General features: G+C 68.9%; 18 protein-coding genes and 1 pseudogene. 4 read left to right on the forward strand and 15 right to left on the reverse strand.

The annotated features are described in order from the left end of the window. Positions 1–608: pseudogene (locus ACFYMC_RS00055) on the forward strand (ribonuclease E/G); the annotation flags it as partial. A gap of 155 nt (positions 609–763) precedes the next feature. On the opposite strand, the gene galE reads toward ACFYMC_RS00055, so the two are convergent. The 14 genes from galE to rfbB form a co-directional block, all read right to left on the reverse strand. Further along, positions 764–1,744 carry a UDP-glucose 4-epimerase GalE gene (gene galE / locus ACFYMC_RS00060; RefSeq protein ID WP_388516349.1) on the reverse strand — a complete coding sequence of 327 codons (981 nt, stop codon included), beginning with the start codon at positions 1,742–1,744 and terminating at the stop codon, positions 764–766. A 196-nt stretch (positions 1,745–1,940) separates the two neighbouring features. Further along, on the reverse strand, positions 1,941–3,380 hold the full coding sequence (obgE, locus tag ACFYMC_RS00065) for a GTPase ObgE (RefSeq protein WP_388516352.1): 1,440 nt from the start codon (positions 3,378–3,380) through the stop codon (positions 1,941–1,943). A gap of 125 nt (positions 3,381–3,505) precedes the next feature. Beyond that, positions 3,506–3,760: a 50S ribosomal protein L27 gene (gene rpmA, locus ACFYMC_RS00070; RefSeq protein WP_049715810.1), complete on the reverse strand. Its 255-nt coding sequence runs from the start codon at positions 3,758–3,760 to the stop codon at positions 3,506–3,508. Positions 3,761–3,771: 11 nt separating this feature from the next. Further along, positions 3,772–4,092, reverse strand: a complete 321-nt coding sequence (gene rplU, locus ACFYMC_RS00075; protein WP_045947825.1) for a 50S ribosomal protein L21 — start codon at positions 4,090–4,092, stop codon at positions 3,772–3,774. A 192-nt stretch (positions 4,093–4,284) separates the two neighbouring features. After that, entirely contained in the window at positions 4,285–5,178 is an 894-nt protein-coding gene (gene galU / locus ACFYMC_RS00080; protein WP_388516357.1) for a UTP--glucose-1-phosphate uridylyltransferase GalU, read from the reverse strand. A 239-nt stretch (positions 5,179–5,417) separates the two neighbouring features. Beyond that, positions 5,418–6,962, reverse strand: coding sequence for a DUF6020 family protein (locus ACFYMC_RS00085; protein WP_388516360.1), 1,545 nt, complete (start codon positions 6,960–6,962; stop codon positions 5,418–5,420). After that, on the reverse strand, positions 6,959–10,537 hold the full coding sequence (locus ACFYMC_RS00090) for a CDP-glycerol glycerophosphotransferase family protein (protein WP_388516363.1): 3,579 nt from the start codon (positions 10,535–10,537) through the stop codon (positions 6,959–6,961). The genes ACFYMC_RS00085 and ACFYMC_RS00090 overlap by 4 nt, the downstream gene beginning before the upstream one ends. Before the next feature lie 73 nt (positions 10,538–10,610). Then, positions 10,611–12,851 carry a CDP-glycerol glycerophosphotransferase family protein gene (locus tag ACFYMC_RS00095; RefSeq protein ID WP_388516366.1) on the reverse strand — a complete coding sequence of 747 codons (2,241 nt, stop codon included), beginning with the start codon at positions 12,849–12,851 and terminating at the stop codon, positions 10,611–10,613. A 49-nt stretch (positions 12,852–12,900) separates the two neighbouring features. Then, on the reverse strand, positions 12,901–13,818 hold the full coding sequence (locus ACFYMC_RS00100) for a glycosyltransferase family 2 protein (RefSeq protein WP_388516369.1): 918 nt from the start codon (positions 13,816–13,818) through the stop codon (positions 12,901–12,903). Positions 13,819–13,820: 2 nt separating this feature from the next. After that, positions 13,821–14,549, reverse strand: a complete 729-nt coding sequence (locus ACFYMC_RS00105; RefSeq protein ID WP_388516372.1) for a glycosyltransferase family 2 protein — start codon at positions 14,547–14,549, stop codon at positions 13,821–13,823. Further along, the gene (locus tag ACFYMC_RS00110; protein ID WP_388516375.1) at positions 14,536–14,925 is read right to left on the reverse strand and encodes a DUF2304 domain-containing protein; all 390 of its coding nucleotides are present in this window, start codon (positions 14,923–14,925) and stop codon (positions 14,536–14,538) included. The genes ACFYMC_RS00105 and ACFYMC_RS00110 overlap by 14 nt, the downstream gene beginning before the upstream one ends. A gap of 154 nt (positions 14,926–15,079) precedes the next feature. Continuing rightward, entirely contained in the window at positions 15,080–16,348 is a 1,269-nt protein-coding gene (locus tag ACFYMC_RS00115) for a hypothetical protein (RefSeq protein ID WP_388516378.1), read from the reverse strand. Next, positions 16,345–17,223, reverse strand: a complete 879-nt coding sequence (gene rfbD, locus ACFYMC_RS00120) for a dTDP-4-dehydrorhamnose reductase (RefSeq protein WP_388516381.1) — start codon at positions 17,221–17,223, stop codon at positions 16,345–16,347. Before rfbD ends, ACFYMC_RS00115 begins: the two co-directional genes overlap by 4 nt. Next, complete coding sequence (gene rfbB / locus ACFYMC_RS00125; RefSeq protein ID WP_388516384.1) at positions 17,220–18,209, reverse strand: dTDP-glucose 4,6-dehydratase; 990 nt, start codon at positions 18,207–18,209, stop codon at positions 17,220–17,222. The genes rfbD and rfbB overlap by 4 nt, the downstream gene beginning before the upstream one ends. 92 nt (positions 18,210–18,301) lie before the next feature. Between rfbB and rfbA the strand changes: the two genes are divergently transcribed. Continuing rightward, positions 18,302–19,171: a glucose-1-phosphate thymidylyltransferase RfbA gene (gene rfbA / locus ACFYMC_RS00130; protein ID WP_388516387.1), complete on the forward strand. Its 870-nt coding sequence runs from the start codon at positions 18,302–18,304 to the stop codon at positions 19,169–19,171. A gap of 19 nt (positions 19,172–19,190) precedes the next feature. After that, complete coding sequence (gene rfbC, locus ACFYMC_RS00135) at positions 19,191–19,799, forward strand: dTDP-4-dehydrorhamnose 3,5-epimerase (protein ID WP_388516390.1); 609 nt, start codon at positions 19,191–19,193, stop codon at positions 19,797–19,799. 52 nt (positions 19,800–19,851) lie between these two features. On the opposite strand, the gene ACFYMC_RS00140 is transcribed toward rfbC, so the two are convergent. Continuing rightward, positions 19,852–21,837, reverse strand: a complete 1,986-nt coding sequence (locus ACFYMC_RS00140) for a hypothetical protein (RefSeq protein ID WP_388517024.1) — start codon at positions 21,835–21,837, stop codon at positions 19,852–19,854. Positions 21,838–22,154: 317 nt separating this feature from the next. Between ACFYMC_RS00140 and proB the strand changes: the two genes are divergently transcribed. Further along, on the forward strand, positions 22,155–23,282 hold the full coding sequence (gene proB / locus ACFYMC_RS00145; RefSeq protein WP_388516393.1) for a glutamate 5-kinase: 1,128 nt from the start codon (positions 22,155–22,157) through the stop codon (positions 23,280–23,282). Positions 23,283–23,441: the final 159 nt, after the last annotated feature.

Raw genomic sequence — 23,441 nt, forward strand, 5'->3', positions numbered from 1 at the left:
TGGTTGAGCCTGGGCCCGAGCCGGTGGTGGAGGCCGAGCCGGTGGCTGAGGCCCCGGCCGAGCCTGAGCCGGCACCCCGGGTTCGTCGTCGGGCGACGCGTAAGGTGTCGGCGCCGGCTGGTTCGCCGAAGGCGGTGGAGGCTGTCGAGGCGGCTCCTGTGGTGGTTGAGCCTGGGCCCGAGCCGGTGGTGGAGGCCGAGCCGGTGGCTGAGGCCCCGGCCGAGCCTGAGCCGGCACCCCGGGTTCGTCGTCGGGCGACCCGCAAGGCCACTGCTCCGGCCGGTTCCCCGGCCGGGACCGAGGAGGCCGTCGTGGTCGTGACCAGCCAGGCTCAGCCTGCGCCGGTGGCTGAGCCCGAGCCGGCGACCGAGGAGTCCGCTCCGGTGAAGAAGGCGGTCCGCAAGACCGCGGCCAAGAAGACCACCGCGGCGAAGAAGACGACCACGGCCAAGAAGGCAGCGGCCAAGAAGACCACCGCGGCGAAGAAGACGACTGCGGCCAAGAAGGCGACCACGGCCAAGAAGGCGACGGCGAAGAAGGCGACGAAGAAGACCGCCGCGGCGGAGCAGCCTTCGCTGCCCTCGGTGACGGAGTCGACCGGAGAGTGACCCCGCCGCTTCCCTCGTGGTGAGACACGGCGAAGCCCCCCGGACCAGCTTCAGGTCCGGGGGGCTTCGCCGTCATTCGCCGTCCTGCGAGCTTCGCGCCAGCCGTGGGTGAGTTGGGTCAGCTGCACCTGGGCCAGGGGCTTTGGACAGTACCGTCAGGCGTCCCGCAGATGGCGCCAGCCCGCCCAGGCAGAGCTGATCATTGCCCGCGCGTCGTGCTGGGCCTTCCAGCCGAGTTCGTCATGGATGCGGTCAGCCGCGGCCACCACCCGGGCCGGGTCACCGGCGCGACGCGGCGCGATCTCCGGGGACCGCTCGATACCGGTGATCTCGCTGATCAGATCCACCATCTCGCGCACCGACACGCCTTGGCCGCGCCCGATGTTGACCGTGAGGTCACGGGGAGCGCCGGCCGCAGCCCATTCGGTCAGGCGCAAGGCGGCGGCCACGTGTGCCTCGGCCAGGTCCTCCACGTGGATGTAGTCGCGTACGCAGGTGCCGTCCGCGGTCGGGTAGTCGTCGCCGAAGACGAGCGGGGACCGACCGTTCTCCAACTTTTCGAAGACCATCGGCACCAGGTTGAAGATGCCCACGTCCGCGAGTTCCGGCGTGGCCGCGCCCGCCACGTTGAAGTAGCGCAGGTTGGCCGTGGCGATGCCGTGCGCGGCCCCGGTGGCGCGCACCAGCCATTCACCGGCCAGTTTGGTCTCGCCGTACGGGCTGAGTGGCAGGCAGGGCGTGTCCTCCCGGACCATGTCCACGTCGGGCATGCCGTAGACGGCGGCGGAGGAGGAGAAGAGGAAGCTGCGCACCCCGGCTGCGGCCACCGCCTCCAGGAGGACGGTGAGGCCGATGACGTTCTCGCGGTAGTAGTGCAGCGGCAGCTCCACGGACTCGCCGACCTGCTTCTTGGCCGCGAGGTGCACCACACCGCTCACGCCGTGCTCGGCGATCGTGCGGTTCAACAAGTCGCGGTCCAGGGTGGAGCCGATGACAAGCGGAACGCCCTCGGGGACCCGGTTCGCGTCGCCCGTCGACAGGTCGTCGAGGACGACCGCCCGCTGCCCGGCCCGTGTCATTGCCCGTGTCACATGGGCTCCGATGTAGCCGGCCCCACCCGTGATCAGATACGTCATCTGCGCCCGTGCTCCCGGTCGTTTCGTTGGTTGCCTTTGGCCGCGGCGGGCAGGAGGTGTGCTGCGCACCCACCGGCCGGGTCCTGTCGTCCAAGCCCGCCTGATCGGCAGTACTTCACGACAGGACCTAAGACCCGCCCCGTCCCGGTCCGGTTCCCCCCGGTGACCGGACCGGTGGACGAGCAGGTCCGTGCCCCTAGAAGGGCTTGAACTCGTCGAAGGCCTGCTGCGCCTCGTCGTGCTCCGCTGAGCGGTCCCGGCGACGTTGCGCAGCCGGCCGCGGGGCCTCCATGCGGTGGTCCTCGCCGCGGCGGCCGAGCATTTCGGCGCCGGCCATCATGGTCGGCTCCCAGTCGAAGACCACCGCGTTCTCCTCGGCGCCGATCGCCACGCCGTCCCCGGCGTGTGCGCCGGCCTTCATCAGCGCGTCCTCGACACCGAGGCGGTTGAGGCGGTCGGCCAGGTAGCCGACGGCCTCGTCGTTGTTGAAGTCCGTCTGGCGCACCCAGCGCTCCGGCTTCTCGCCGCGCACCCGGTAGACGCCCGCCTCTTCCTCGAACGTGACGGTGAAGCCGGTGTCGTCGACGGCCTTGGGCCGGATGACGATCCGGGTCGCCTCTTCCTTGGGCTTGCGGGCCCGAGCCTTCGAAACGATCTCGGCCAGGGCGAAGGACAGCTCCTTCAGGCCGGTGCGGGCCACCGCGGACACCTCGAAGACCTTGTAGCCGCGCTCTTCCAGGTCGGGACGGATCATGTCGGCCAGGTCCTGCCCGTCCGGGATGTCGATCTTGTTCAGAACGATGATCCGGGGGCGCTTCTCCAGGCCGCCGTAGCTCTTGAGCTCCTCCTCGATGACGTCGAGGTCGGAGACCGGGTCGCGGTCGGACTCCAGCGTGGCGGTGTCCAGCACGTGCACGAGCACGGAGCAGCGCTCCACGTGGCGCAGGAACTCCAGGCCGAGGCCCTTGCCCTGGCTGGCGCCGGGGATCAGGCCCGGGACGTCCGCGATCGTGTAGACGGTGGAGCCGGCGGTGACCACACCGAGGTTGGGCACCAGAGTGGTGAACGGGTAGTCCGCGATCTTCGGCTTGGCGGCGCTCAGGACCGAGATCAGCGAGGACTTGCCGGCGCTGGGGTAGCCGACGAGGGCCACGTCGGCGACGGTCTTGAGCTCCAGCACGATGTCGCCGGAACGGCCGGGCTCGCCGAGCAGCGCGAAGCCGGGGGCCTTGCGGCGGGCGGAGGCCAGTGCCGCGTTGCCGAGGCCACCGCGACCGCCTTCGGCGGCGATGTAGGTGGTGCCCTGGCCCACGAGGTCCGCGAGCAGGTTGCCCTGCTTGTCGAGGACGACGGTGCCGTCGGGAACGGGGAGGACCAGGTCCTGCCCGTCCTTTCCGGAACGGTTGCCGCCCTCTCCGGGCTTGCCGTTGGTGGCCTTGCGGTGCGGGCTGTGGTGATAGTCCAGCAGCGTGGTGATCGACTGCTCGACCACGAGGATCACGTCGCCGCCGCGACCGCCGTTGCCGCCGTCGGGGCCACCCAGCGGTTTGAACTTCTCCCGGTGTACGGAGGCGCAGCCGTGGCCTCCGTTACCCGCGGCGACGTGCAACTCGACGCGGTCCACGAAGGTGGTCATGGTGGTGCCTCCAGAATGGGGGAATTCGGGTTGTCTTACTCGTAACACGGCGAAGGCGGACCCGCTTCCCGTACGGGAAGTGAGGTCCGCCCTCGCGAGGAACTACCGCTGTACGGTGCCTGGGATCAGGCGACCGGAACGATGTTCACGACCTTGCGGCCACGGTGCGTGCCGAACTGCACGGCACCGGCCTGCAGTGCGAACAGCGTGTCGTCGCCGCCACGGCCGACGCCCGCACCCGGGTGGAAGTGGGTGCCGCGCTGGCGGACCAGGATCTCACCGGCGTTGACGGTCTGGCCGCCGAAGCGCTTGACGCCGAGCCGCTGAGCGTTGGAGTCGCGACCGTTCCGAGTGGACGATGCGCCCTTCTTGTGTGCCATGTCTCAGTCCCTTACTTCGCAGCCGTGGGGATACCGGTGACCTTGATCGCCGTGTACTGCTGGCGGTGACCCTGGCGACGGCGGTAGCCGGTCTTGTTCTTGTAGCGAAGGATGTCGATCTTCGCGCCCTTGTGGTGGTCCACGACCTCGGCCTGGACCTTGATGCCGGCCAGGACCCAGGGGTCGCTGGTCACGGCGTCGCCGTCGACAACGAGCAGGGTCGAGAGCTCGACCGTGTCGCCAACCTTGGCAGTGGAAATCTTGTCAACCTCAACGATGTCGCCGACAGCAACCTTGTGCTGGCGACCACCGCTGCGCACGATGGCGTACACGCGGATCTCACTCTCGCTCGGAACGGATCCCCTGATGCCAGCCGCCCACGCGGGCCTGGGCCCGCGGTGAATCCGGGATCGGACGAGCGGCCTCTCCCGCAGAAGCGGAAGGGAGGTGCTCAGGGGTGGGCGTGGATGAAAACACGCCGATGGACAAGATTACGGGTGCCTCAGCTACCGGTCAAACCGGGCTCAGCGGCACTCCTGCTCGACGTAGTCGCGCAGCCATGCCTTGAAGTCGGGGCCGAGGTCTTCGCGCTCGCAGGCGAGGCGCACGATGGCCCGCAGGTAGTCACCGCGATCGCCGGTGTCGTAGCGCCGCCCCTTGAAGACGACCCCGTGCACTGGGCCGCCGATCTTCTCGTCCGCGGCCAGGAGTTGGAGTGCGTCGGTGAGCTGGATCTCCCCGCCGCGTCCGGGCTCGGTGGTGCGCAGTACGCCGAAGACCGCCGGGTCCAGGACGTAGCGGCCGATGACGGCCAGGTTGGAGGGCGCCTCGCCGGGGCCGGGCTTCTCGACCAGCCCGTTGATGCGTACGACGTCGCCCTCGCCGGTTGCCTCGACGGCAGCGCAGCCGTACTGGTGGATCTGTGCGGGCGAGACCTCCATGAGCGCGACGACGGATCCGCCCTCGCGCTCCTGGATCTCGACCATGCGGGCGAGGAGCGGGTCCCGGGGGTCGATGAGGTCATCGCCGAGGAGTACGGCGAAGGGCTCGTCGCCGACGTGCGGCTCCGCGCACAGGACGGCATGGCCGAGGCCCTTGGGGTCGCCCTGGCGGACGTAGTGCATGGTGGCCAGATCGCTGGACTCCTGCACCTTGGCAAGACGTTCGGAGTCGCCCTTGCGGGTCAGCGCCGATTCCAGCTCGTAGTTCCGGTCGAAGTGGTCCTCCAGCGGGCGCTTGTTGCGGCCCGTCACCATGAGGACGTCCGAGAGCCCCGCGGCGACTGCTTCCTCCACCACGTACTGGATGGCCGGTTTGTCTACGACCGGCAGCATTTCCTTGGGGGTGGCTTTGGTCGCGGGGAGGAACCGGGTGCCGAGGCCGGCGGCCGGGATCACGGCCTTCCGTATGAGGTTCATGTGCGGGGTGACTCTCCGTCTGGCTGGGAAGACCGTCAAAGTAGGCTGCTTGCCCAAGAAGCGTCAAACCGCCCGTGGTTAACCATCTTGACCTGCGAGAACAGCGAGGGCGGTAGAACCGGTTCTCCGCTTCTACCGCCCTCCGGCCGCACGTCCGGTGCCCGGGCGCCGAGGTCACGGCCCCGGGAAGATGCTCCTGGCGCTGTCCTTCGGCGGGTGGACTTCGCCCCGCTGCGGGGTCAGGAAACGCTTACGGAAGCACGTTCGGCCTCCGGCTCGGGGCGGTCACGAGAGACCGGCTCGCTGCCCCGGGGGGCCGCGGAACGCTGGCCGAAACGGGGCTTCGCGCCCAACAGCGGCACCAACAGCAGACCGATGAAGATCGGGGCCACCATGTACCGGAACAGCGGGGCGGGATTGGCCGCCAGGACGGTCAGCTGGAGTGCCAGCGGTAGCGCCAGCAGAGCGAGCGCGGCCGGCTGCCGGTTGCGGCGGCTGAAGGCGATCACGATGGCGTAGGCCGCGTAGCACCAGATGGCCCCCCGGTAGAGCAGCCAGTCCAACTGTGGCACCCGACTTGCCTTCCAGGCGAAGTAGGCGACGTCGTGCAGCTCCTGTGACACCGGGCGGATCTTCAACAGGGGCCGGTAGGGGCTGTCGCGCATCTGGGGGTTCCACTCCGCCCAGCCGAAGAGGTCGGCGGGCACGGTGGGAACCGAGATCAAGGTGTTGCCGTTCAGTTCCGCCGGACCTGGGAAGATCGCCCAGGCGATGTGTGCACGGCAGATGCGGGCGTCGAGGATCGCGTCAGGGGTCCGCTTGAGGATCCGGCCCCACAGCTCCAGCAGCTCCTCGTTGTGCTTCTCGGCGGCTGAGCGGTCCATCGGTTTCTGCATTGCCCAGTCGGCGTTGTAGCAGTTGGCGGCCTTCCCCCCCCAGTGCTCCAAGGGGGCCACCTTGGCCATCAGCTCGGTGTCGGCTTTGGTGAACGTGTCGGGCTTGCTGCCGTAGGCCACCGCGATGTCCGCGTAGTTGAAGGCGTACACCTGGTCCTTGGTCGGCGTCTTGACTCCGAGCGCCGGGTAGATGCCCAGGTTCAAGGTAGCGGCGGTGACCACCGGGATCACTGTGGCTGCCAGCAGCCAGCGGCGCATCTTCGGGAGGACGATCAACAGCAGCGGGGCGGCGGCGAGGGCGACCAGGAGGCCGTTGTTGCGGAACAGGGCCATGGCGAGGAAGCCGAGGAACAGCAAGCCGACATGTCGGCGGAACGCCCGGTCGCGCACCGCCTCCGTGCCCGCGATGCGCCGCCGCGCCAGCCTCCCCGCGGCGGCGAAGGCGAGGACCGCACCGATGGTGAACGGGACGTCCTTCCACACGTAGACCGTGAAGACGCCGACGGAGGGCAGGACCGTGCAGGCGAGCGCCGCCAGGGCCGCCCAGCGCCCGCGGACTCCGAACTCCCTGAGCGTGCCTGCCGCGTAGGCCAGCGTCGCCGCCATGGCCACGGTCTGCAGGAAGGTCAGGGCGGCCAGGTCACCGGTCAGGTTGAGGGAGAGCCACACCAGGCCGTCGTAGGCGACCGAGTGGTTGGACATCCAGTGCCCGGTGGTGACGTGCCAGACGTAGGAGATCGAGTCGTAGCTCATCCCCCCGGGGTAGAAGGCCAGCCACCAGATCAACAGGACCAGTTGGGTGGTGGCGTACACCGCTAGGGCGAGACGCCGTTCGGGCGGGATCTTCGCCATCCGCTCGCTCAGGACGGGGATGTTCGGGGCTTTCAACGCTGCTCCGCGGGCTCGGTGACGGGGAGGCTGTTCGGCTGTCCCAGCTCCAGCATCCGGGTGACGACCCGCTCGGCCGCGTGGCCGTCGTCGAGGTCGCAGAACATCCGGCGGAACTCGGCGTAGGCCTCGCTGTAGCGTCGACTGATGTGGTCCACGTCGCGCAGTGCCTCGATCAGCGCGTCCGACTCCAGGATCAGTGGTCCGGGAGCCTTCTCCTCGAAGTCGAAGTAGAAACCGCGGAGCTGGTCCCGGTAGTAGCCGAGGTCATAGGTGAAGAACAGCATCGGCCGGCCGGTGTTCGCGAAGTCGAACATCAGCGAGGAGTAGTCGGTGACCAGGACGTCGGTGATCAGGAACAGCTCGGCGATGTCGGGATAGCTGGAGACGTCGAAGACGAAGCCGTCGCCGGCGCCCGGGACCGCGTCGACGATGTTGGAGTGCTTGCGGACCAGCAGAACATGGTCCTCGCCGAGCTGTGCGGAGGCCTTGCGCAGGTCCAGGCGGAGATCGAACTTGTAGTTGCCCGCCTGGTAGAACTGGTCGTCGCGCCAGGTCGGCGCGTACAGGACGACCTTCTTGCCCTCGGGGAGGCCGATCCTGGCGCGCACCGCACGGGCACGCTCCGTGGTGTCGCCCGCCAGCAGGACGTCGTTGCGCGGATAGCCGGACTCAAGGACCTCGCCCTCGTACTTGAAGGCCCGCTTCATGATCGGGGTCGAGAAGCGGTTCGGTGAGACCAGGAAGCTCCAGTTCGGGGTCTCCTCGGCGACCTTGCTCAGGTACTTGCGGTCTGCGAACTGCACACCGTCGATGTCGTGGCCGATCCGCTTGAGCGGAGTGCCGTGCCAGGTCTGGACGATGACCTGTCCGTCGCGGCGGCGCACCCAGTGCGGGATATGCGTGTTGGTGACGATGTAGCGGCTGCGGCCCAGGGCCTCGTACCACTCGCGGCTCCAGCGGCGGATCACCTTGACGCCCTCGGGTACCTCGGCGCGCTTGTCCTCCACGACCCACACATGTTCCAGGGCGGAGCCCTGGCGCACCAGTTCCTCGTAGACGGCGCGTGGCGAGTCGGAGTACTGGCGGCCCGAGAAGGTCGCGTACAGCACGGTGTCGGTGAGCGGCGCGTTGCGTGAGCGCGCGTACAGACCGGTGCGGAGCTGCCGCTGGCGGTACCAGCCCAGCTCGTCAGGTGCCAGGTCGGGGACCGCCTCGATGTGCAGCCGGTCGTAGAAGCGGTGGTTCAGTTTGTAGACGCGGCCACGTGCGGAGAACTGGAGGGGCAGCGCCGCTCGGGCGGCAGCGGCGATGCGCACCGGCACCTCGTTCGCCCCGGAGAGCGAGCGCAGGAAGAGGTACCAGCGCCCTTGGCGCAATGGGACCTCGCTGAAGGAGTCGGGGACCGGCTGGAACTGCGCCCGCAGGGCGCCCTCGGTGATCGTCACCGGGTAGCTGTGCTCCTCGGAGTGGCGACTGTGGCGGAGCACCAACTCCACCGCTTCGTCGCCGCACAGGGGCATGGCCCCCTCCAGCGTGACGGTACCGTCCGCCGAGACGGAGGCCGCTTCGACGAACGGCTGTACGGGTTGACTGCGCAGCTGGAGCCGTCCCGAGGCGTTGCCCGTGACAGCGAGGACCCGCCCGCCCCAGGCGACGGCCGTTTCGCAGCTGACCGGGTACTGGGCGGTGAGGTCCTCGTCGCTGCCGTCGACGGCCACCGGGTGCTCGCTGCCGTCGCCCAGGACGAGCTCGGCTGCCCAGGTCGCGGTCTGCTCGTCGTTCTCGTACGAGCCGGCGGGCAGGTCGAGGTCGGCGAGCGGAATCCGGACGGCGAACTTGCGGCGCTTGCCCGCTGAGCCCTGGAGGACCACCGGGTACTGGTGCACCGTCTCGGAGCTGCTCTCCGTCAGCCGCAGGCGTTGCTCGGAGTCCTCTGCGGCCTCGTGACCCAGCAGGCCGGTCAGCTCCAGTGCGCCCTCGACCACCTGGTGGCCGGTCAGCAGCGCACGGACCCGCTCGACCCGCACGTAGAGGTGTTTGGCCGCGGCAAAGGGGACGATACGGACGTCGTCCTCCACCCAGAACTGCTCGGGCGATTCACCGGATCCTGTCTCGCCGACCCGTACCCGGGAGCGCCGCGGACGTCCCACCAGGCCGGTGGCCATGGTGAGCTGCCAGGTGCCCTCGCGCCAACCTCCACGGCCCTTGAGCCGTTCCGGATCGAGGTCGAGGACGAAGCCGGACCAGTCGTAGTCCTGCAGGGCCTGTCCTGACCACTGGGTGGCCTTGGGCTCCCTGGTCCGCTTGGGCCGCATCAGGACGGTTCGCTTGCTGCCCTTCTCCCGGAGCATCGCCACCCGCAGGGCGGGACCGGGCGGTGTGGTCTCCAGGTTGCGGATGTACGCGTAGCCGCTGATTTGTAGACGGCCGTTGACCCAAACCGTCTCCAGCGCCCGGGCCCGGGCGGTGAACTCCGCGTCGACGCGCAGCACATTGCGGGGAATGTCCAGATGCGCCAGCATCGGGTACTCGGCGAAGTGCCTGAGGCCCTGACGGACCACCGGAACGATCTTGCCGGTCTCCCGTTCGTACGCGAGCATCTCCAGCAGCTCGGCCAGTTTTCCGTGCGCGATCAGGTGGCACTTGATGCGCAGCGCCGCAGGCAGGGTGGCCAGCAGTTCGCGGTCCACCCGCTGGAGGTAGTCGGCGGCGTTCGACAGGAACTCGTGGTGGAACTCGGGGCCCGCCTCGTCGAGTACGCCCATGAACAGTGGCAGCTCGGTAGTCAGGAAGATCTCGTCGTACCAGCGCTTGTGGGCACGGTATTCGGCTCCGGGTTGGGAGGCCAGGAAGCGGCTGACCGAGTCGCAGGAACGGATCCGGTCGCGGACGTTGACCGGCTCGGTACGGCGCTGGGTGATCGAGGGGGCTCCGCCGGTCCGCTGGCGCCACAGGTAGATCGGTTCACCCAGCACGTCCACGGACTTCGCCTGGAAGTGCGCCGGCAGGGTGACCGGTGCGTCCTCGTAGAAGATGCCGGGGAAGGCGAAGGCGTGAGTGTCCCAGAACGACCGGCGGAAAACCTTGTTCCAGGCGGTCCGGTCGTAGATCAGCCCCTTGTCCCGGGAGATGTGGGTCTGGCTGCGGGACTGGGCCAGGCGCCGTTCGTGCAGCGGTGAGGGAAGCACCTCACCGGCCTTGAGTAGGTTCACGTTGCCGGAGACGAAGTCCGAGCCAGTGCTGTCCAAGCTGGCGATGCAGTGTTCGTACGCCTGCGGGAGGACGATGTCGTCGCTGTCGACGAACGCGATGAACTCGGTGCCTTCGGACAGGTGGGCGACGCCGGTGTTGCGGGCCGGACCCAGTCCCTGGTTCTTCTGCTCCACCACTCGGATGCGCTCGTCCTCGGCCGCCCAACGCTGGGCGATGGCCAGGCTCCCGTCGGTCGAGCCGTCATCGACGACCACGGCCTCCCAGTCGGTGAAGGTCTGGTCGACGAGCGACTGCAGGCATTCGTCCAGGAAAAGTTCCACGTTGTAGACCGGGACGATCACTGACAGGCGGGGAGGCATCGAGTAACTACCCTTTCCTTTCGCTATTCCGTGAGCCGGGGTGTTCAGCCCCGGCTCATGTAGGACGGTGTTTCTAGTTCTGCCCGCGAGGGAGCTGGCGCTCGGTGGACGTTCCCACCGGCGGTATACCGTCCTGCTCTAGAAACACCTTGCGTACCACACGCTCTGCGGCGAATCCGTCATCGAACTCGCAGAAGCGCTTGCGGAACGTGGCGCGGGACTTGGCGGAGTCGTCGTCCGACCAGCGTCCCGAGAGGAAGACGTTCGAAAGGTCACTTTCGGTTGCCACGACGGGGCCGGGCGATTCGACGTGGATATCGAAGTAGGTGCCGCGGGCGGCTTGGTACGTCTCCCAGTCGTTGGCGAAAATCACGATGGGGCGGTCCAGCAGCGCGTAGTCGAACATCAGTGACGAATAGTCGGTGAGCAGGCAGTCGGCTGCCAGGTAGAGCTCCTCCACCCGGGGGTGGCGACTGACGTCGACTATCCGCGCACTGCCCGACTGTGCGGCCGGCAAGGCCGCGTTCAGGTAGAAGTAGTGCGTGCGCGACAGCACGGTGAAGCCGCTACCCAGGCTCTGGGCGAGCAGTTCGAGGTCGAGCATCGGCTGCGGGCTCTGCCGGTAGTCCCGGTGCGTCGGCGCGTACAGCACCACCGTGGAGTCCTCGGGGATGCCGAGGCTTTCACGCGCCGCCCGGGTCTGCTCGGGGGTCGCGTTGACCAGGGCGTCATTGCGCGGATATCCGTATTCCAGAGAAGTGAACTCGGCCGGATACGCCCGCTCCCACACCGCGGTGGAGAAGCTGTTCGAAGACAGGCTGTAGTCCCAGCGGTCCACCCGCTTCATCAGCCGCCGCAGGCTCATCGTCCGCCGGGCCGCCGGGAACTCCGCGAGGTCCACACCCATCCGCTTGAGCGGGGTGCCGTGGTGGGTCTGGAGGTAGACCTGGCCCGGCCGCTTGACCACCCGGTCGGGGAAGTTCACGTTGTTCACGAAGAACGCGCCGCGTGCCATGGCGCGCCAGAACCCGAAGGAACCGGGGTGGACCACTTCGGTACCGGCCGGCGGGCGGCGGCGGGCACCGGGGCGCAGTACCCACACGGTACGCATCTCGGGGGCAAGTTCGAGGAGCTTCTCGTGGACTGCGGCCGGGTTGCAGGAGTAGTCGGTGTCCCAGTAGGCGGCGAAGACCGCCAGGTCCTTCTCCACCGGCAGCGCGCACTGTGCCCGGTAGTAGGTCTCCAGCACGGCCTTGCGGGTGACCTTCTTCAGCTTGCCCGCGCTGCTGCGGGTTCCACGGGCCGCCGAGTAGGCACGGCGCGCCGCACCCAGCAGAGGTCCGGGCAGTCGACGCGCACCACGGCGCACCAGGGGCACCTTGGCCTGAGGGGCCTCCACGTAGTCCGCCGGACGGTAGAGGCGCTCGTCTTCGAGTCGGCGGGCGCGGAACTCGGCGCGGGCGTCGGCGGGGAGACGACCGGGAGAGGACTCGACCACTCGGAAGTGCGTCATCATGCGGTCATAGAGCAGGGAGCGCCACTGGTCGAACTGGGGGTTCTCCGTCAGGAACGTGAAGACCCGCTCGTACTGTTCGAAGATGTCGAAGTGCTTGCGGCTGGTGCTGTGCAGAATGCTGCCCTGCCGCCGCTGCCGGTAGTAGACGCAGACCCGGTTGAGGACCGAGATGCGCGCCGCCGCGATGAGTACCGGGTAGGTCCACGGCGTGTCCTCGTAGTAGCCGGGCGGAAAGAGGAATCCCCACTCCTCGATGAACTCGCGCCGGTAGGCCTTGTTCCACGCCACCTGGAGCAGATCGAGCAGGCCAGGGTGCTCGTCGAGCGTGAAGGCGCCCGCCGGTGCGTCAGCGAGCACGTCTGCTCGGGAGTTCGCTGTGATTCGGCCGTCCCAGTGGGTCCGCACGTAGTCGAAGACGACGAGGTCCGGGTTCTCGGCCTCGTCGATGCTCTGTGCGATGGCCTGGAGGGAACCCGGCAGGAAGGAGTCGTCGCTGTCGAGGAAGAGCAGGTACTCGCCGGTGGCGCGGGCCATGCCCTCGTTGCGGGCGCGGCCGAGCCCGACGTTCTGCTCCAGGTGCAGGGGCAGGACGCGGCGGTCCGCGGCGGCGTACTCGTTGATGATCTCAGCGCAACCGTCCGGCGAGCAGTCGTTGACGACGATCAGCTCGTAGTCCTCGAAGGACTGCTCCAGGACGGAGTCGAGGCAGTCACGCAGGTACGCCTCGACCTTGTACGTCGGCACGATGATGCTGAACCGAGGCGTGTGGGACCGCGAAGCAGCTTGCGAAGATTTCATATGGGGTAACCAGCCGGATTACGAAGGGGCTGAGGGCAGGGGGTGCCGCTCACGGCCCGGTGGGCGTGGAGTGCTGATTCTTGCCGAGTGCGTAGCTCAGCAGTGTCCGCACGGTACTCGTCTGCCGCTTGCGCAGCGCACCCGGGACCATGGTCAACGCGTGGAGCCGCATCGACAGGTGCCGACGGGCCGCCCTGGCGGCCTTGGGCCAGCCCTGGGCCTGCATCGTCTCTGCGGTCTCCAGGAAGAAGCGGCGGGCCTCCGCGAAGCGCTTCCCGGTTCCCGCCTCGCTCGCGGAGAGGCTGCCCGAGTGGCGCCGGTACTGGAAGCACACGGCCGGATCGACCACGAGTTCCTCGCCGCGCCGGATCAGCTCGACGACCAGGGCGAGGTCCTGGATGACCGAGAGGTCCTCCCGGAAGTTGACCTCCTTGACGATGTCTGAGCGCCAAGCGATCGACGGGAAGTACAGCCAGTTCCCGGCGAGCAGGTTCGCGGCCAGGTCCTCGCCGGAGAGCGTCCGTCGGCCGTCGGTCCGGGGCGCGTAGAGCCTGCGCTTGACCTCGTCGACCAGACTGCTGCAAACGGCCCCGTTCTCGTCTATGACCTGCACGCCGGGCTGGTACATGGCCGCCTTGGGGCGGGCGGTGATGGCAGCCCGCAGCGTCGCCACGTAGTTCGGCAACAGCAGGTCGTCGCTGCCGAGCATCGTGAAGTACTCGGCCTCGACCAGTTCCACGCACTTGCGGAAGTTCCCGGTGATCCCCAGGTTGCGTTCGTTGCGCTGATACCGCACCCGGTCGTCGCCGAGTGCGGCGAACCACTGTGGTACCCCCTCTTCCTGACCGTCGTCCACCACGGTCAGGCGCCAGTCGGGGTCGGTCTGTGCCAGCACGCTGCGCACCGCTAGCTGCATCAGGGCGGTGTCGCCGTAGTGCGGCAGCATGATGTCGATGGTGCCCACCACGTTCACTTCCTGCCCTTCGGGCCCAGCTGCGCACGCCGGCTGAGCGCGAGCAACAAGATCATGCCGATCCGGCCCAGGTAGAGCGTCGCACGCCATGGCGACTGGCTCGGTGTGCCGGCGACCCGGGGACGCATGGTGACCGGTACCTGCTCCACCTTGTAGCCGGCGCGCACCACGGCGATGGTTGACTCCACCGTGTCTCCCAGGTACTCCACCGGGTACCACCGCGCGAACACGTCGATCAGGTCCCGGCCGCAGGCACGGAAGCCGGAGGTGACGTCGGTGAGCGTGGTGCCGGCCAGTCTTGACAGCCAGAAGGCGAGCACCACCATGGCCCACTTGCGGGGGCCGCGGACCTCGTAGGCACCCGTCCCAGCGAAACGGGCGCCGATGACCAGGTCGCTCTTGCCCAGGCGGGTCAGCAGCTCGGGTACGTTGCGGGGGTCGTGCTGGCCGTCCGCGTCGATCTGGATGGCCACGTCGTAGCCGCGGTCCTGCGCGTAGCGGTAGCCCAGGCGCATGGCGCCGCCGACGCCCAGGTTGTAGGGAAGCTGAAGCACGGTGGCTCCGGCGGAGCGGGCCTCTTCGGCGGTGCCGTCGCGGGATCCGTCGTCGACGACCAGCACGTCGGCCCCGGGTAGCGTGGAGGAGACGTCCTTGACCACGTCGGCGACACAGCCCGCTTCGTTCCACGCGGGCATGATGATCAGTACGCGCTTACCGTCGATCATCTTGGGACCCCGTCCGTGCTGCCTCGCGCCCATCAGCCGCCTTCAACTCGTCAAGGTCGATCCGCAGCAGCGCTACTTCCTCGGCGAGCGTGCGGCTCTCCTCCTCCAGGTGGCCGACCTCCCAGCTGAGCTGGAGACACACGAAGAACAGGAAGGCCACGCTCAGGAACAGGATCAGGCTGACGCCGGACGCGACGCCGACGGCCTTCGCGACCGAGTCGAGGAGGAAGGGGAAGAAGCCGAGCGGGATGATCACCAGCCCGGTGGCCACCCACAAGGCCGCGTACTTCTCCTTGAGCTTGCGTCGGCGTAGCAGCTCCGCGATGCACACGACCAGAATGACTCCGGTGACCGAAGTCAGCATCCACAGTTTCACGCTGAACCCCGGCCTATCGGATAACTCATAAAGGGTGCCTGTCTACTCTTCTTGTCCTCCCGGGCGAGCTGCGCCCTGTTGGGCGGGCGGCCCGGAACGAAGCCCGCGCTCCGCGCGCGGAGCGCTGCGGAGCGTGACGAAAAGCCGATCGTTTTCATACGGACACTGCCCGGTAGGCTACACGAGAGCGAAGAGCAAGTGACATGCAAACGGCGACCGCCAGCGAGCCGGCCGCGTAGGCGATCTCCACCTTGCTGCGGAGCGCGAGCGTACTGAACGTAACGGCCACCAGGACCGCTGTTCCGACCACCCAGCACAGCAGTTGCTGGCGCGCTCCACCACTGGTCAGCAGGGCCTGGCCGAGCACCATGGCCAGCATGTACGCGGTGGTGCCCAGGGCCAGCCAGGCGAAGTCGGCCGGCCCCAGGATGTCCGGCGCTCCGAACACCGCGGGGAGCAGTGCCGGGCCCAGTGCCACCGCGCCCAACCCGCCGGCCGCACCCAAGCCGGCCGTGACACCGGCCGCACGCAGGAGCAACCTCCGGTAGCCCGCCGCGTCACCCTCCGCAGCCGTCGAGGCGAGTCCAGCCAGCAGGGAGACCTGGAAAGCACCGAACACGAACAACGGCACCCGAGCCAGGACCAGAGCCGCCAGGAGCGCGGTGACCAGCTCGTCCTCGTTGGTCGCGATCAGTTTGGTGCTGATGACCGCGATGTTGACCATCAGCTGGGCCAGCAGGGTGGAACCCACCAACAGCCCCAGGTGCTGCACCAACTCCGACCACCGGGTCACCGGCCCCGGCAGTGACCGACGGAACACCGGCCGGATCGTTGCGGCCACGGCCATCAGCGGCGCAGCCGTCAGGACCAGGGCGAAGGCGAAGCCCGACTCGACCCCGGCCACCGCGAGCGCCGCGGACAACAGGATGCGCAGGAGGCCGTCCAGGCCCAGCTGCACGCCGTACGTCCGGAACTCGCCCAACCCGGCGAGCACGCCACGGGTGACATGGGCCACCGCCAAAGCGGTGAAGGCGCCGCCGAGGGCGAGGACCAGGCGGTCGTCACCGTTGAAGAAGGCCTCCGCGATCTGCTGCCGGAACAGCGCGAGGGGGAGCAGCACCACGAGGAGCAGTCCGAAGGACAGGGCCGCGCCGCGCCGGAGCGCAGGTCGGGCCCCGTCCCCGCGCACCACGCGGGCCGCGACGATCCGGGTGATCTCCTGCTCGACCGGGAAGAACAGTCCCAGCCCGATCGAGAAGACCACCGTCCACAGCACCGAGAAGCTCGCCATCTGGTCCACGCTCAGCGTGTGGCCGGCGGCGGCCAGGTGCACATAGCTCGCCACGCCGAGGACCGCGGTGCCGGCGCCGACGAAGGCGGTGCCCTGGGGGAGTGCGGTGCTGATCCGTTCCAGCACGCTCACGCTTGCGGCCGTCCCGCCTTCATCGACTGGAGGGCCTCGTTCAGCTGTACGCGCCAGTGGGGTTGTACGGGGACGCCGGCGTCCGCCCACCGACCGTGGTCGAGCACGCTGTACGCCGGCCGCTTGGCGGGCCGTACGAACTTCTCCGAGGTGGTCGGGCGGATCCGCTCCGGGTCGAGCCCGGTGAGCTCGAAGGCCGCGCGGGCCAGGTCGTACCAGGTGGCGGTGTCGGTGGCGGTGCCGTGGTAGGCCCCGGCCGGGGCCCGCCCCGCCAGGGCCGCCACGCCAAGGTCGGCCAGCTGGGCGGACAGCGCCCGCGTCCAGGTGGGCTGACCCCGCTGGTCATCGACCACGTCCAGGGTCTCGCGCTGCTCGGCCAGGCCCAGCATCGTGGAGACGAAGTTCCGTCCGTGTGCGCCGTACAGCCAGGCCGTGCGGACGGTGTAGCCGCGCTCGGGCAGCACTTCGGCCACGGCCTGTTCGCCGGCCAGTTTGCTACGGCCGTACGCGTTGACTGGTGAGGTAGGGGCGTCGTGACGGTAGGGCTGCCCGGCGTCACCGGGGAACACGTAGTCGGTGGAGACCTGGATCAGTACGGTGCCGGGCTGCTCGGCGCAGGCCCTCGCCAGCTGGCGCGGTCCGTCGCCGTTGATCCTGGTGGCTGCGGCCTCATCGGTTTCGGCGCCGTCCACGTCCGTCCACGCGGCGGCGTTCAGTACCACCTCGTGGCCCGCCACGGCGGAACGCACCGCAGCGGGGTCGGTGATGTCCAACTCTGTGCGGGTCAGGGCCGTGACCTCGACTCCTCGGGCGAGCAGCACCTCGGTGAGGTCCCGGCCGAGCATGCCGCCGGCACCCGTGATCAACCAGCTCATGAGGGCAGGGCCGCCTTTTCCTTCAGTGGTTCCCACCAGGAGCGGTTGTCCCGGTACCACTGCACGGTGGCCGCGAGGCCGTCCGCGAAGGACACCTCGGGCATGTAGCCCAGTTCCTCCTGGATCTTGGCGATCGACAGGGAGTAGCGCAGGTCGTGCCCCTTGCGGTCCTCGACGTGCTCGACCATCTCCCAGCCGGCTCCGCAGGCGTCCAGGAGCATGGCCGTCAGCTCCTTGTTGGTCACCTCGGTGCCTCCACCGATGTGGTAGACCTCGCCCGCCCGGCCACCGCGCAGCACCATCTCGATGCCCCGGCAGTGGTCCGAGACGTGCAGCCAGTCGCGGATGTTCAGGCCCTCGCCGTAGAGCGGGACCTTCCGGCCGTCCAGCAGGTTGGTGGTGAACAGCGGGATCATCTTCTCGGGGAAGTGGTAGTGCCCGTAGTTGTTGGAGCAGCGGGTGACCACCACGTCCATTCCGTGGGTGCGGTGGTAGGACAGGGCCAGCAGGTCCGATCCGGCCTTGGAGGCCGAGTACGGGGAGTTGGGGGCCAACGGCCAGTCCTCGGTCCACGATCCTTCGGCGATGGAGCCGTAGACCTCGTCGGTGGAGACGTGTACGAAGCGCCCCACGCCGTGCCGCTTGGCAGCGTCCAGCAGCACCTGGGTGCCCAGCACGTTGGTGGTCACGAACGGTGAGGCGTCGTTGATGGAACGGTCCACGTGCGACTCGGCCGCGAAGTGGACGACCACGTCCTGGCCGCGCATCACCTCGTCGACGGTCGCGCCGTCACGGATGTCGCCCTGTACGAAGGTGTAGCCGCTCCGGTCGGCGACCGGAGCCAGATTGGCCTGGTTTCCCGAGTACGTCAGGTTGTCCAGGACGGTGACCTGGGCACCTGCCCCCGACGGCAGATCGCCCAGGAGCAGTGCGCGTACGAACTGTGATCCGATGAACCCGGCGCCGCCGGTGACAAGAATGTTCATAAGGTCCACCACTGTACTGGCGGGACCGGGAACCCCCGGCCATTCCCCATACGGCGCTGTTCGCCGCCGCCCGTTCGGTAGTCTCTGGGGCCATGCGTGGAATTGTGTTGGCCGGCGGTACCGGCTCCCGACTGTGGCCGATCACCCGAGCGGTGTCCAAGCAGCTCATGCCGGTATTCGACAAGCCCATGATCTATTACCCGCTGTCGACCATGGTGATGGCCGGAATCCGCGAGATCCTGGTGATCACCGGGCCCGAAGAACGCCCGCAGTTCGAGCGTCTGCTCGGGGACGGGTCCGATTTCGGCCTGGACATCAAGTTCGCCACGCAGGACCGCCCCGCGGGGATCGCGGAGGCCTTCGTCATCGGCGAGGACTTCATCGGCGACGAGCCCGTCGCCCTCATCCTCGGCGACAACATCTTCCACGGCGTGGGTCTGGGCAGGCAGCTGGCCCGGTTCCGCCAGCCCGAGGGCGGTGTGGTCTTCGCCCACGCGGTCTCCGACCCGACCGCCTACGGGGTGGTCGATTTCGACGAGCATGGCAAGGCCCGCTCCATCGAGGAGAAGCCCGCCCAGCCCAAGTCGCGCTACGCGGTACCCGGCCTCTACTTCTACGACAGTCGAGTCGTCAAGATCGCCAAAGAGCTTGAGCCCAGCGCCCGCGGGGAACTGGAAATCACCGACGTCAACCGTCACTACCTGGAGCGCGGCGAACTCCACGTCTCCGTCCTTGACCGCGGGACCGTCTGGCTGGACACCGGAACCTTCCAGTCCTTGGTCCAGGCCTCCGAATACGTCCGGGTCGTCGAGGAACGCCAGGGCCTGAAGATCGGGTGCCTGGAAGAGGCTGCCTGGCGGGCCGGGTTCATCGACGACGCCCAGGTGCGTGCCCTGGCCGAACCGCTCACCAAGAGCGGATACGGCGACTACCTCCTCGAACTCCTCAAGCACGGGAACTGACGAAAGGCTCCGCCGCATCATGAAGGTCAGCCCGCTTTCCGTAGAAGGCGCCTGGAAGATCGTCCCGCAGCAGCACGGTGACGCCAGGGGCCTCTTCCTGGAGTGGTACAAGGCCGATGCGCTCACCGAGGCCGTCGGGCATCCGCTCGGGCTCAAGCAGGCCAACATGTCGGTCTCCGCCGCGGGCGTCCTCCGCGGCATCCACTTCGCCGACGTGCCGCCCGGTCAGGCCAAGTACGTCACCTGCGTACGCGGCGCCGTGCTCGACGTGATCGTGGACATCCGGGTCGGCTCTCCCACCTTCGGCCAGTGGGAGGGCGTCCGCCTCGACGAGGAGGAGCGGGCCGCCGTCTACCTCTCCGAGGGTCTCGGCCACGGGTTCTGCGCGCTCACCGACGACGCCACCGTCGCCTACCTCTGCTCCGAGGGCTACGCACCCACCCGCGAACGGGGCATCCACCCCCTCGACCCCGCCATCGGCATCGAGTGGCCGGTCGAACACTTCGAGCTGTCCGCGAAGGACGAGGCGGCCCCCGCGCTGGCCGAGGCGGCCGAGCAGGGGCTGCTCCCCTCCTACCAGGAATGCCTGCGCTTCCGAGCCGAACTGACCGACCGCGCCGCGGGCTGACCCGGCTCCCCCGATGCGGGTCCGGGTCCGCTGACGCGGGCGCGGAGCCCCGTCACTGCCTGGAGGCCGGCCGGGCCGCACCCTGACGTTCGGTCGCCGACTGCGCGGGGATGACCGCGTCCCCGCGCGCCAGCATCCGCGCCCGGTGGATGCCCGCGCGGTTGCTCAACTCCGTCACGGCCCGCCGAAAGCGCACCGCCGAAGACGGCTGGTCCGGGCCGAGCAGGTACTCCTTCAACTCTGCGCGGGCCTCGCGCATGGAGTCCTTCTCCGGGTTCCGAACGGACTCCAGCATTGCCGGAACCTCAGCGGCGTCCGGGCTCAGAATCACCGCTGCCCGTACCGTCGGACAGGCCTCACGGAACTCCGCCGAGGACAGGCCAGTGGTGTTCGCCACCGCGTAGGGCTTCCCACTGGCCAGGAAGTCCGACACGACGCTGGAGACATCGCTGATCAACAGGTCCGCCTCGTTGAAGCAGGAGTACAGCGCCGGCCGCGGGCCGGTGCAGACCTGGTGCCCGCCGTCTTCCTGAGCATCCCAGTAGGCGGCTTCCCACGCCGCGGTCGCTTCCTCCACGGCAAGCGCGTGGTCGGCGACCGGCGCGCCCTGAAGCCGCATCCGTTCGGCGCCGTCCGCGTCGGCGGGGAAGACGGCGGAGGCGACGGCGTCCAGCTCGGCGGTACGGCGGGCCAGCTCCGCCTGGGCGGCCCGACCGGGGGTGCGGGCGGGGCCACGACGTGCGTTGGCTTCGCGGATCAAGGCCCTGATCCGCTGATCGGCCGCCGCCGCCTTCGGATCCACCGAACCAGTCATCGGATGCGGCTTGTACAACACCCGTACCCCGGGGTCGGCGAGGAGAGCCCGCACCAGGTTTTCTCCGGCGAGCAGCACGGAGGTGTTGCCGGGGTCCTCGGTCCAGCCCTCCCAGGTCGGGGCGTAGAGCACGGTGACCTTCTGGTCGGCGGGCGGACCGGAGAAGGGCGCGATCGACTCCAACTGGGGGCGGCCGATCTCCACGATGTCCTTGTCGTCAACCCCCACTTCGGCCTGAGCGTAGCGCTGGCGCGCAGCCGGCCCGGCCACCCACACCTCGTCGTAGGCCTTCGCGTACGGGTTGCAGCTGGAGAGCTTGTCGCTCTCACCGTGGTTGATGAAGGCGTGCTTGATCGTGGGAATCCGCAGCACCTGAGAGGTCTTGCCGGAGTTCGCGGGGTGCAGCATCACGCGCAGTGTGGAGTGTTCCAGTCGCATCAGGTGGGCCACCTTGGGGATGCAGACGATGGGGACGTCGGTCGCCGCGATCTTCTGCACCATGAAGCGTTCCCGGAGCACGATCACCGGGCGTCCACCGAGGGAGGCGAGCGGCCCCAGCCACATGTTCGCCTGGTAGGCGGAGGCGGCACCGCCGGAGAAGTACATCGCCACCGTCGGTCGGTAGTCGGCGAGCCAGCGGTCGAACCAGGCGAGCACCTCGGCCTCGGTCGCCGGCCGGCGGGAGGGCAACAGGTGCAGCAACAGCTCGCACAGCGCGGTCGCCGCCAGTCCGACGGACAGGGCGATGCCGCCTGCGGCGAAATGCGGAACCCCCAGTACGGCGGCCACCAACAGCCCCGCGGTGCTGGGCAGGCAGTACCAGAGCATCCGGGGCCCGGCGTGGCGCAACAGCAGCGCGGGTGGAGCGGGGTTCAGTCGCAGCCCCGCCGTGTCCACGTTGCGGGTCACCACCGGCAGGGTGCGGGTGCGCCTCACCAGGGCTGCCACGCCCTGAGCCGCGAAGTGCAGGGCGTAGAAGAGGAGCAGGCCGAAGACCAGCGGGAGGGTGGAGGCGCTCGCGTACTGGTCGCCCATCGCCAGGAGCCCGGACACGAGCAGGAAGTCCCGCAGGACCTGACGCACCGTCACATCGGCGCGGATCCTGGAGAAGATGCTCACCATGCCGCGCTGCCAGCGGTGCAGGGAGATGTCCGCGGCCAGTCCGGTCAGGGTGGAGGTGACGAGCAGGCCCGCATCGGGGGTGAGCGCGCCGACGACCTGCATCCCGAAGGACGCGGTGAGGACCGTGGGGGCGAGGAGTTGCAGGGGGTTCACGAGCCGGGGCTCCAAGCAGTTCCGGTGACGCGGGGGTGACGCTGGGACGGCTCGTTGGTCAACGCGCGGTGCCAGGCCAGGGACATGGGGCGGCAGCGGATTCACGCGAACGGGACCACCGCCCACGCGACCGCGGGGGAGGTCACGGGCGGGCGCGGGTGGTGGCCGACGGTCCACGCTGTGAAATGCGGGGGCGGTCGCTGGTCCGCACCCCGTAAATTGAAGGCGAAGGCCAGTGGCGGGACGCAGTGGGATAGGGGATCGACGTGTCAGCGGCAAGGCAGGGTGTGCTCGATGCCCGGAGAATCGTGGTCAAGGTCGGTTCCTCCTCCCTGACCACGGCGTCCGGAGGACTGGACGCAGACCGGGTGGATGCGCTCGTCGACGTCCTCGCGAAGGTGCGCGGCCCCGGGGACAAGGAGATCGTCCTGGTGTCCAGCGGAGCCATCGCCGCCGGGCTCGCCCCGCTGGGTCTGGCCCGCCGGCCCAAGGACCTGGCTCGCCAGCAGGCTGCGGCCAGCGTCGGCCAGGGGCTCCTGGTCGCCCGCTACACCGCCTCATTCGCCCGGTACGGGGTGCGAGTCGGTCAGGTGTTGCTCACGACCGACGACACCAGTCGTAGGGCCCACTACCGCAACGCGTACCGCACCTTGGACCAGCTCCTGGCGATGGGCGCGCTACCGGTCGTCAACGAGAACGACACCGTCGCCACGGATGAGATCCGCTTCGGTGACAACGACCGGCTGGCCGCGCTCGTCGCCCACCTGGTGCGGGCCGACCTCCTGGTGTTGCTCTCCGACGTGGACGGGCTGTACGACGGCGACCCGTCGCTGCCTGGCAGCGCACGGATCGACGAGGTGCGCGGCCCCGCCGACATCGCGCACGTGTCGATCGGCAGCGCGGGCAAGGCGGGCGTGGGCACCGGCGGCATGGTCACCAAGGTCGAAGCCGCCCGGATCGCTGCCGCGGCGGGTGTTCCGGTGGTGCTCACCTCCGCGAGCCAGGCCGCGGACGCCCTCGCTGCGGGAGCGACCGGCACCTACTTCCACGCCACCGGGCGCCGCTCCGCCGACCGGCTGCTGTGGCTACAGCACGCATCCACCCCGCAGGGGCACCTGGTGCTGGACGCTGGAGCGGTCGAGGCGGTCACCGCTCGGGGAAGTTCACTCCTGCCCGCCGGAATCGCCGCCGTCGAGGGCGAATTCGTCGCCGGTGACCCGGTCGAACTCCGTGATACCGCAGGGCGGGCGGTGGCACGCGGACTGGTGAACTTCGACGCTCGGGAACTGCCGCGGCTCCTCGGGCGCTCCACCCGGGAACTGGCCCGCGAGCTGGGGCCCGAGTACGAACGCGAGGTCGTACACCGTGATGACCTCGTCCTGCTCCAGCCCTGAGGTTCGGCAAAACCGTCACATGCCGGGCCGATCACTGCTCCACTTTGTTGCGAGGGATGTGCAGGACCGCGGCACTTCAGGACCGGGAGTGACCGCGGGCGGGGAGCCTGCGGCCTGCTGGACCGCGGGCGCCGCGCAGAGTAGATGGCAGCACCACGA

This window comes from Streptomyces sp. NPDC006879 (assembly GCF_042869595.1).
Classification (GTDB): Bacteria; Actinomycetota; Actinomycetes; order Streptomycetales; family Streptomycetaceae; genus Streptomyces.

What these genes read in the sequence shown, in the direction of transcription:
- galE (WP_388516349.1), bottom strand. Translation starts at nt 1,744, where the DNA reads ATGACGTATCTGATCACGGGTGGGGCCGGCTACATCGGAGCCCATGTG.
- obgE (WP_388516352.1), bottom strand. Translation starts at nt 3,380, where the DNA reads ATGACCACCTTCGTGGACCGCGTCGAGTTGCACGTCGCCGCGGGTAAC.
- rpmA (WP_049715810.1), bottom strand. Translation starts at nt 3,760, where the DNA reads ATGGCACACAAGAAGGGCGCATCGTCCACTCGGAACGGTCGCGACTCC.
- galU (WP_388516357.1), bottom strand. Translation starts at nt 5,178, where the DNA reads ATGAACCTCATACGGAAGGCCGTGATCCCGGCCGCCGGCCTCGGCACC.
- ACFYMC_RS00090 (WP_388516363.1), bottom strand. Translation starts at nt 10,537, where the DNA reads ATGCCTCCCCGCCTGTCAGTGATCGTCCCGGTCTACAACGTGGAACTT.
- ACFYMC_RS00095 (WP_388516366.1), bottom strand. Translation starts at nt 12,851, where the DNA reads ATGAAATCTTCGCAAGCTGCTTCGCGGTCCCACACGCCTCGGTTCAGC.
- ACFYMC_RS00105 (WP_388516372.1), bottom strand. Translation starts at nt 14,549, where the DNA reads ATGATCGACGGTAAGCGCGTACTGATCATCATGCCCGCGTGGAACGAA.
- rfbD (WP_388516381.1), bottom strand. Translation starts at nt 17,223, where the DNA reads ATGAGCTGGTTGATCACGGGTGCCGGCGGCATGCTCGGCCGGGACCTC.
- rfbB (WP_388516384.1), bottom strand. Translation starts at nt 18,209, where the DNA reads ATGAACATTCTTGTCACCGGCGGCGCCGGGTTCATCGGATCACAGTTC.
- rfbA (WP_388516387.1), top strand. Translation starts at nt 18,302, where the DNA reads ATGCGTGGAATTGTGTTGGCCGGCGGTACCGGCTCCCGACTGTGGCCG.
- rfbC (WP_388516390.1), top strand. Translation starts at nt 19,191, where the DNA reads ATGAAGGTCAGCCCGCTTTCCGTAGAAGGCGCCTGGAAGATCGTCCCG.
- ACFYMC_RS00140 (WP_388517024.1), bottom strand. Translation starts at nt 21,837, where the DNA reads ATGCAGGTCGTCGGCGCGCTCACCCCCGATGCGGGCCTGCTCGTCACC.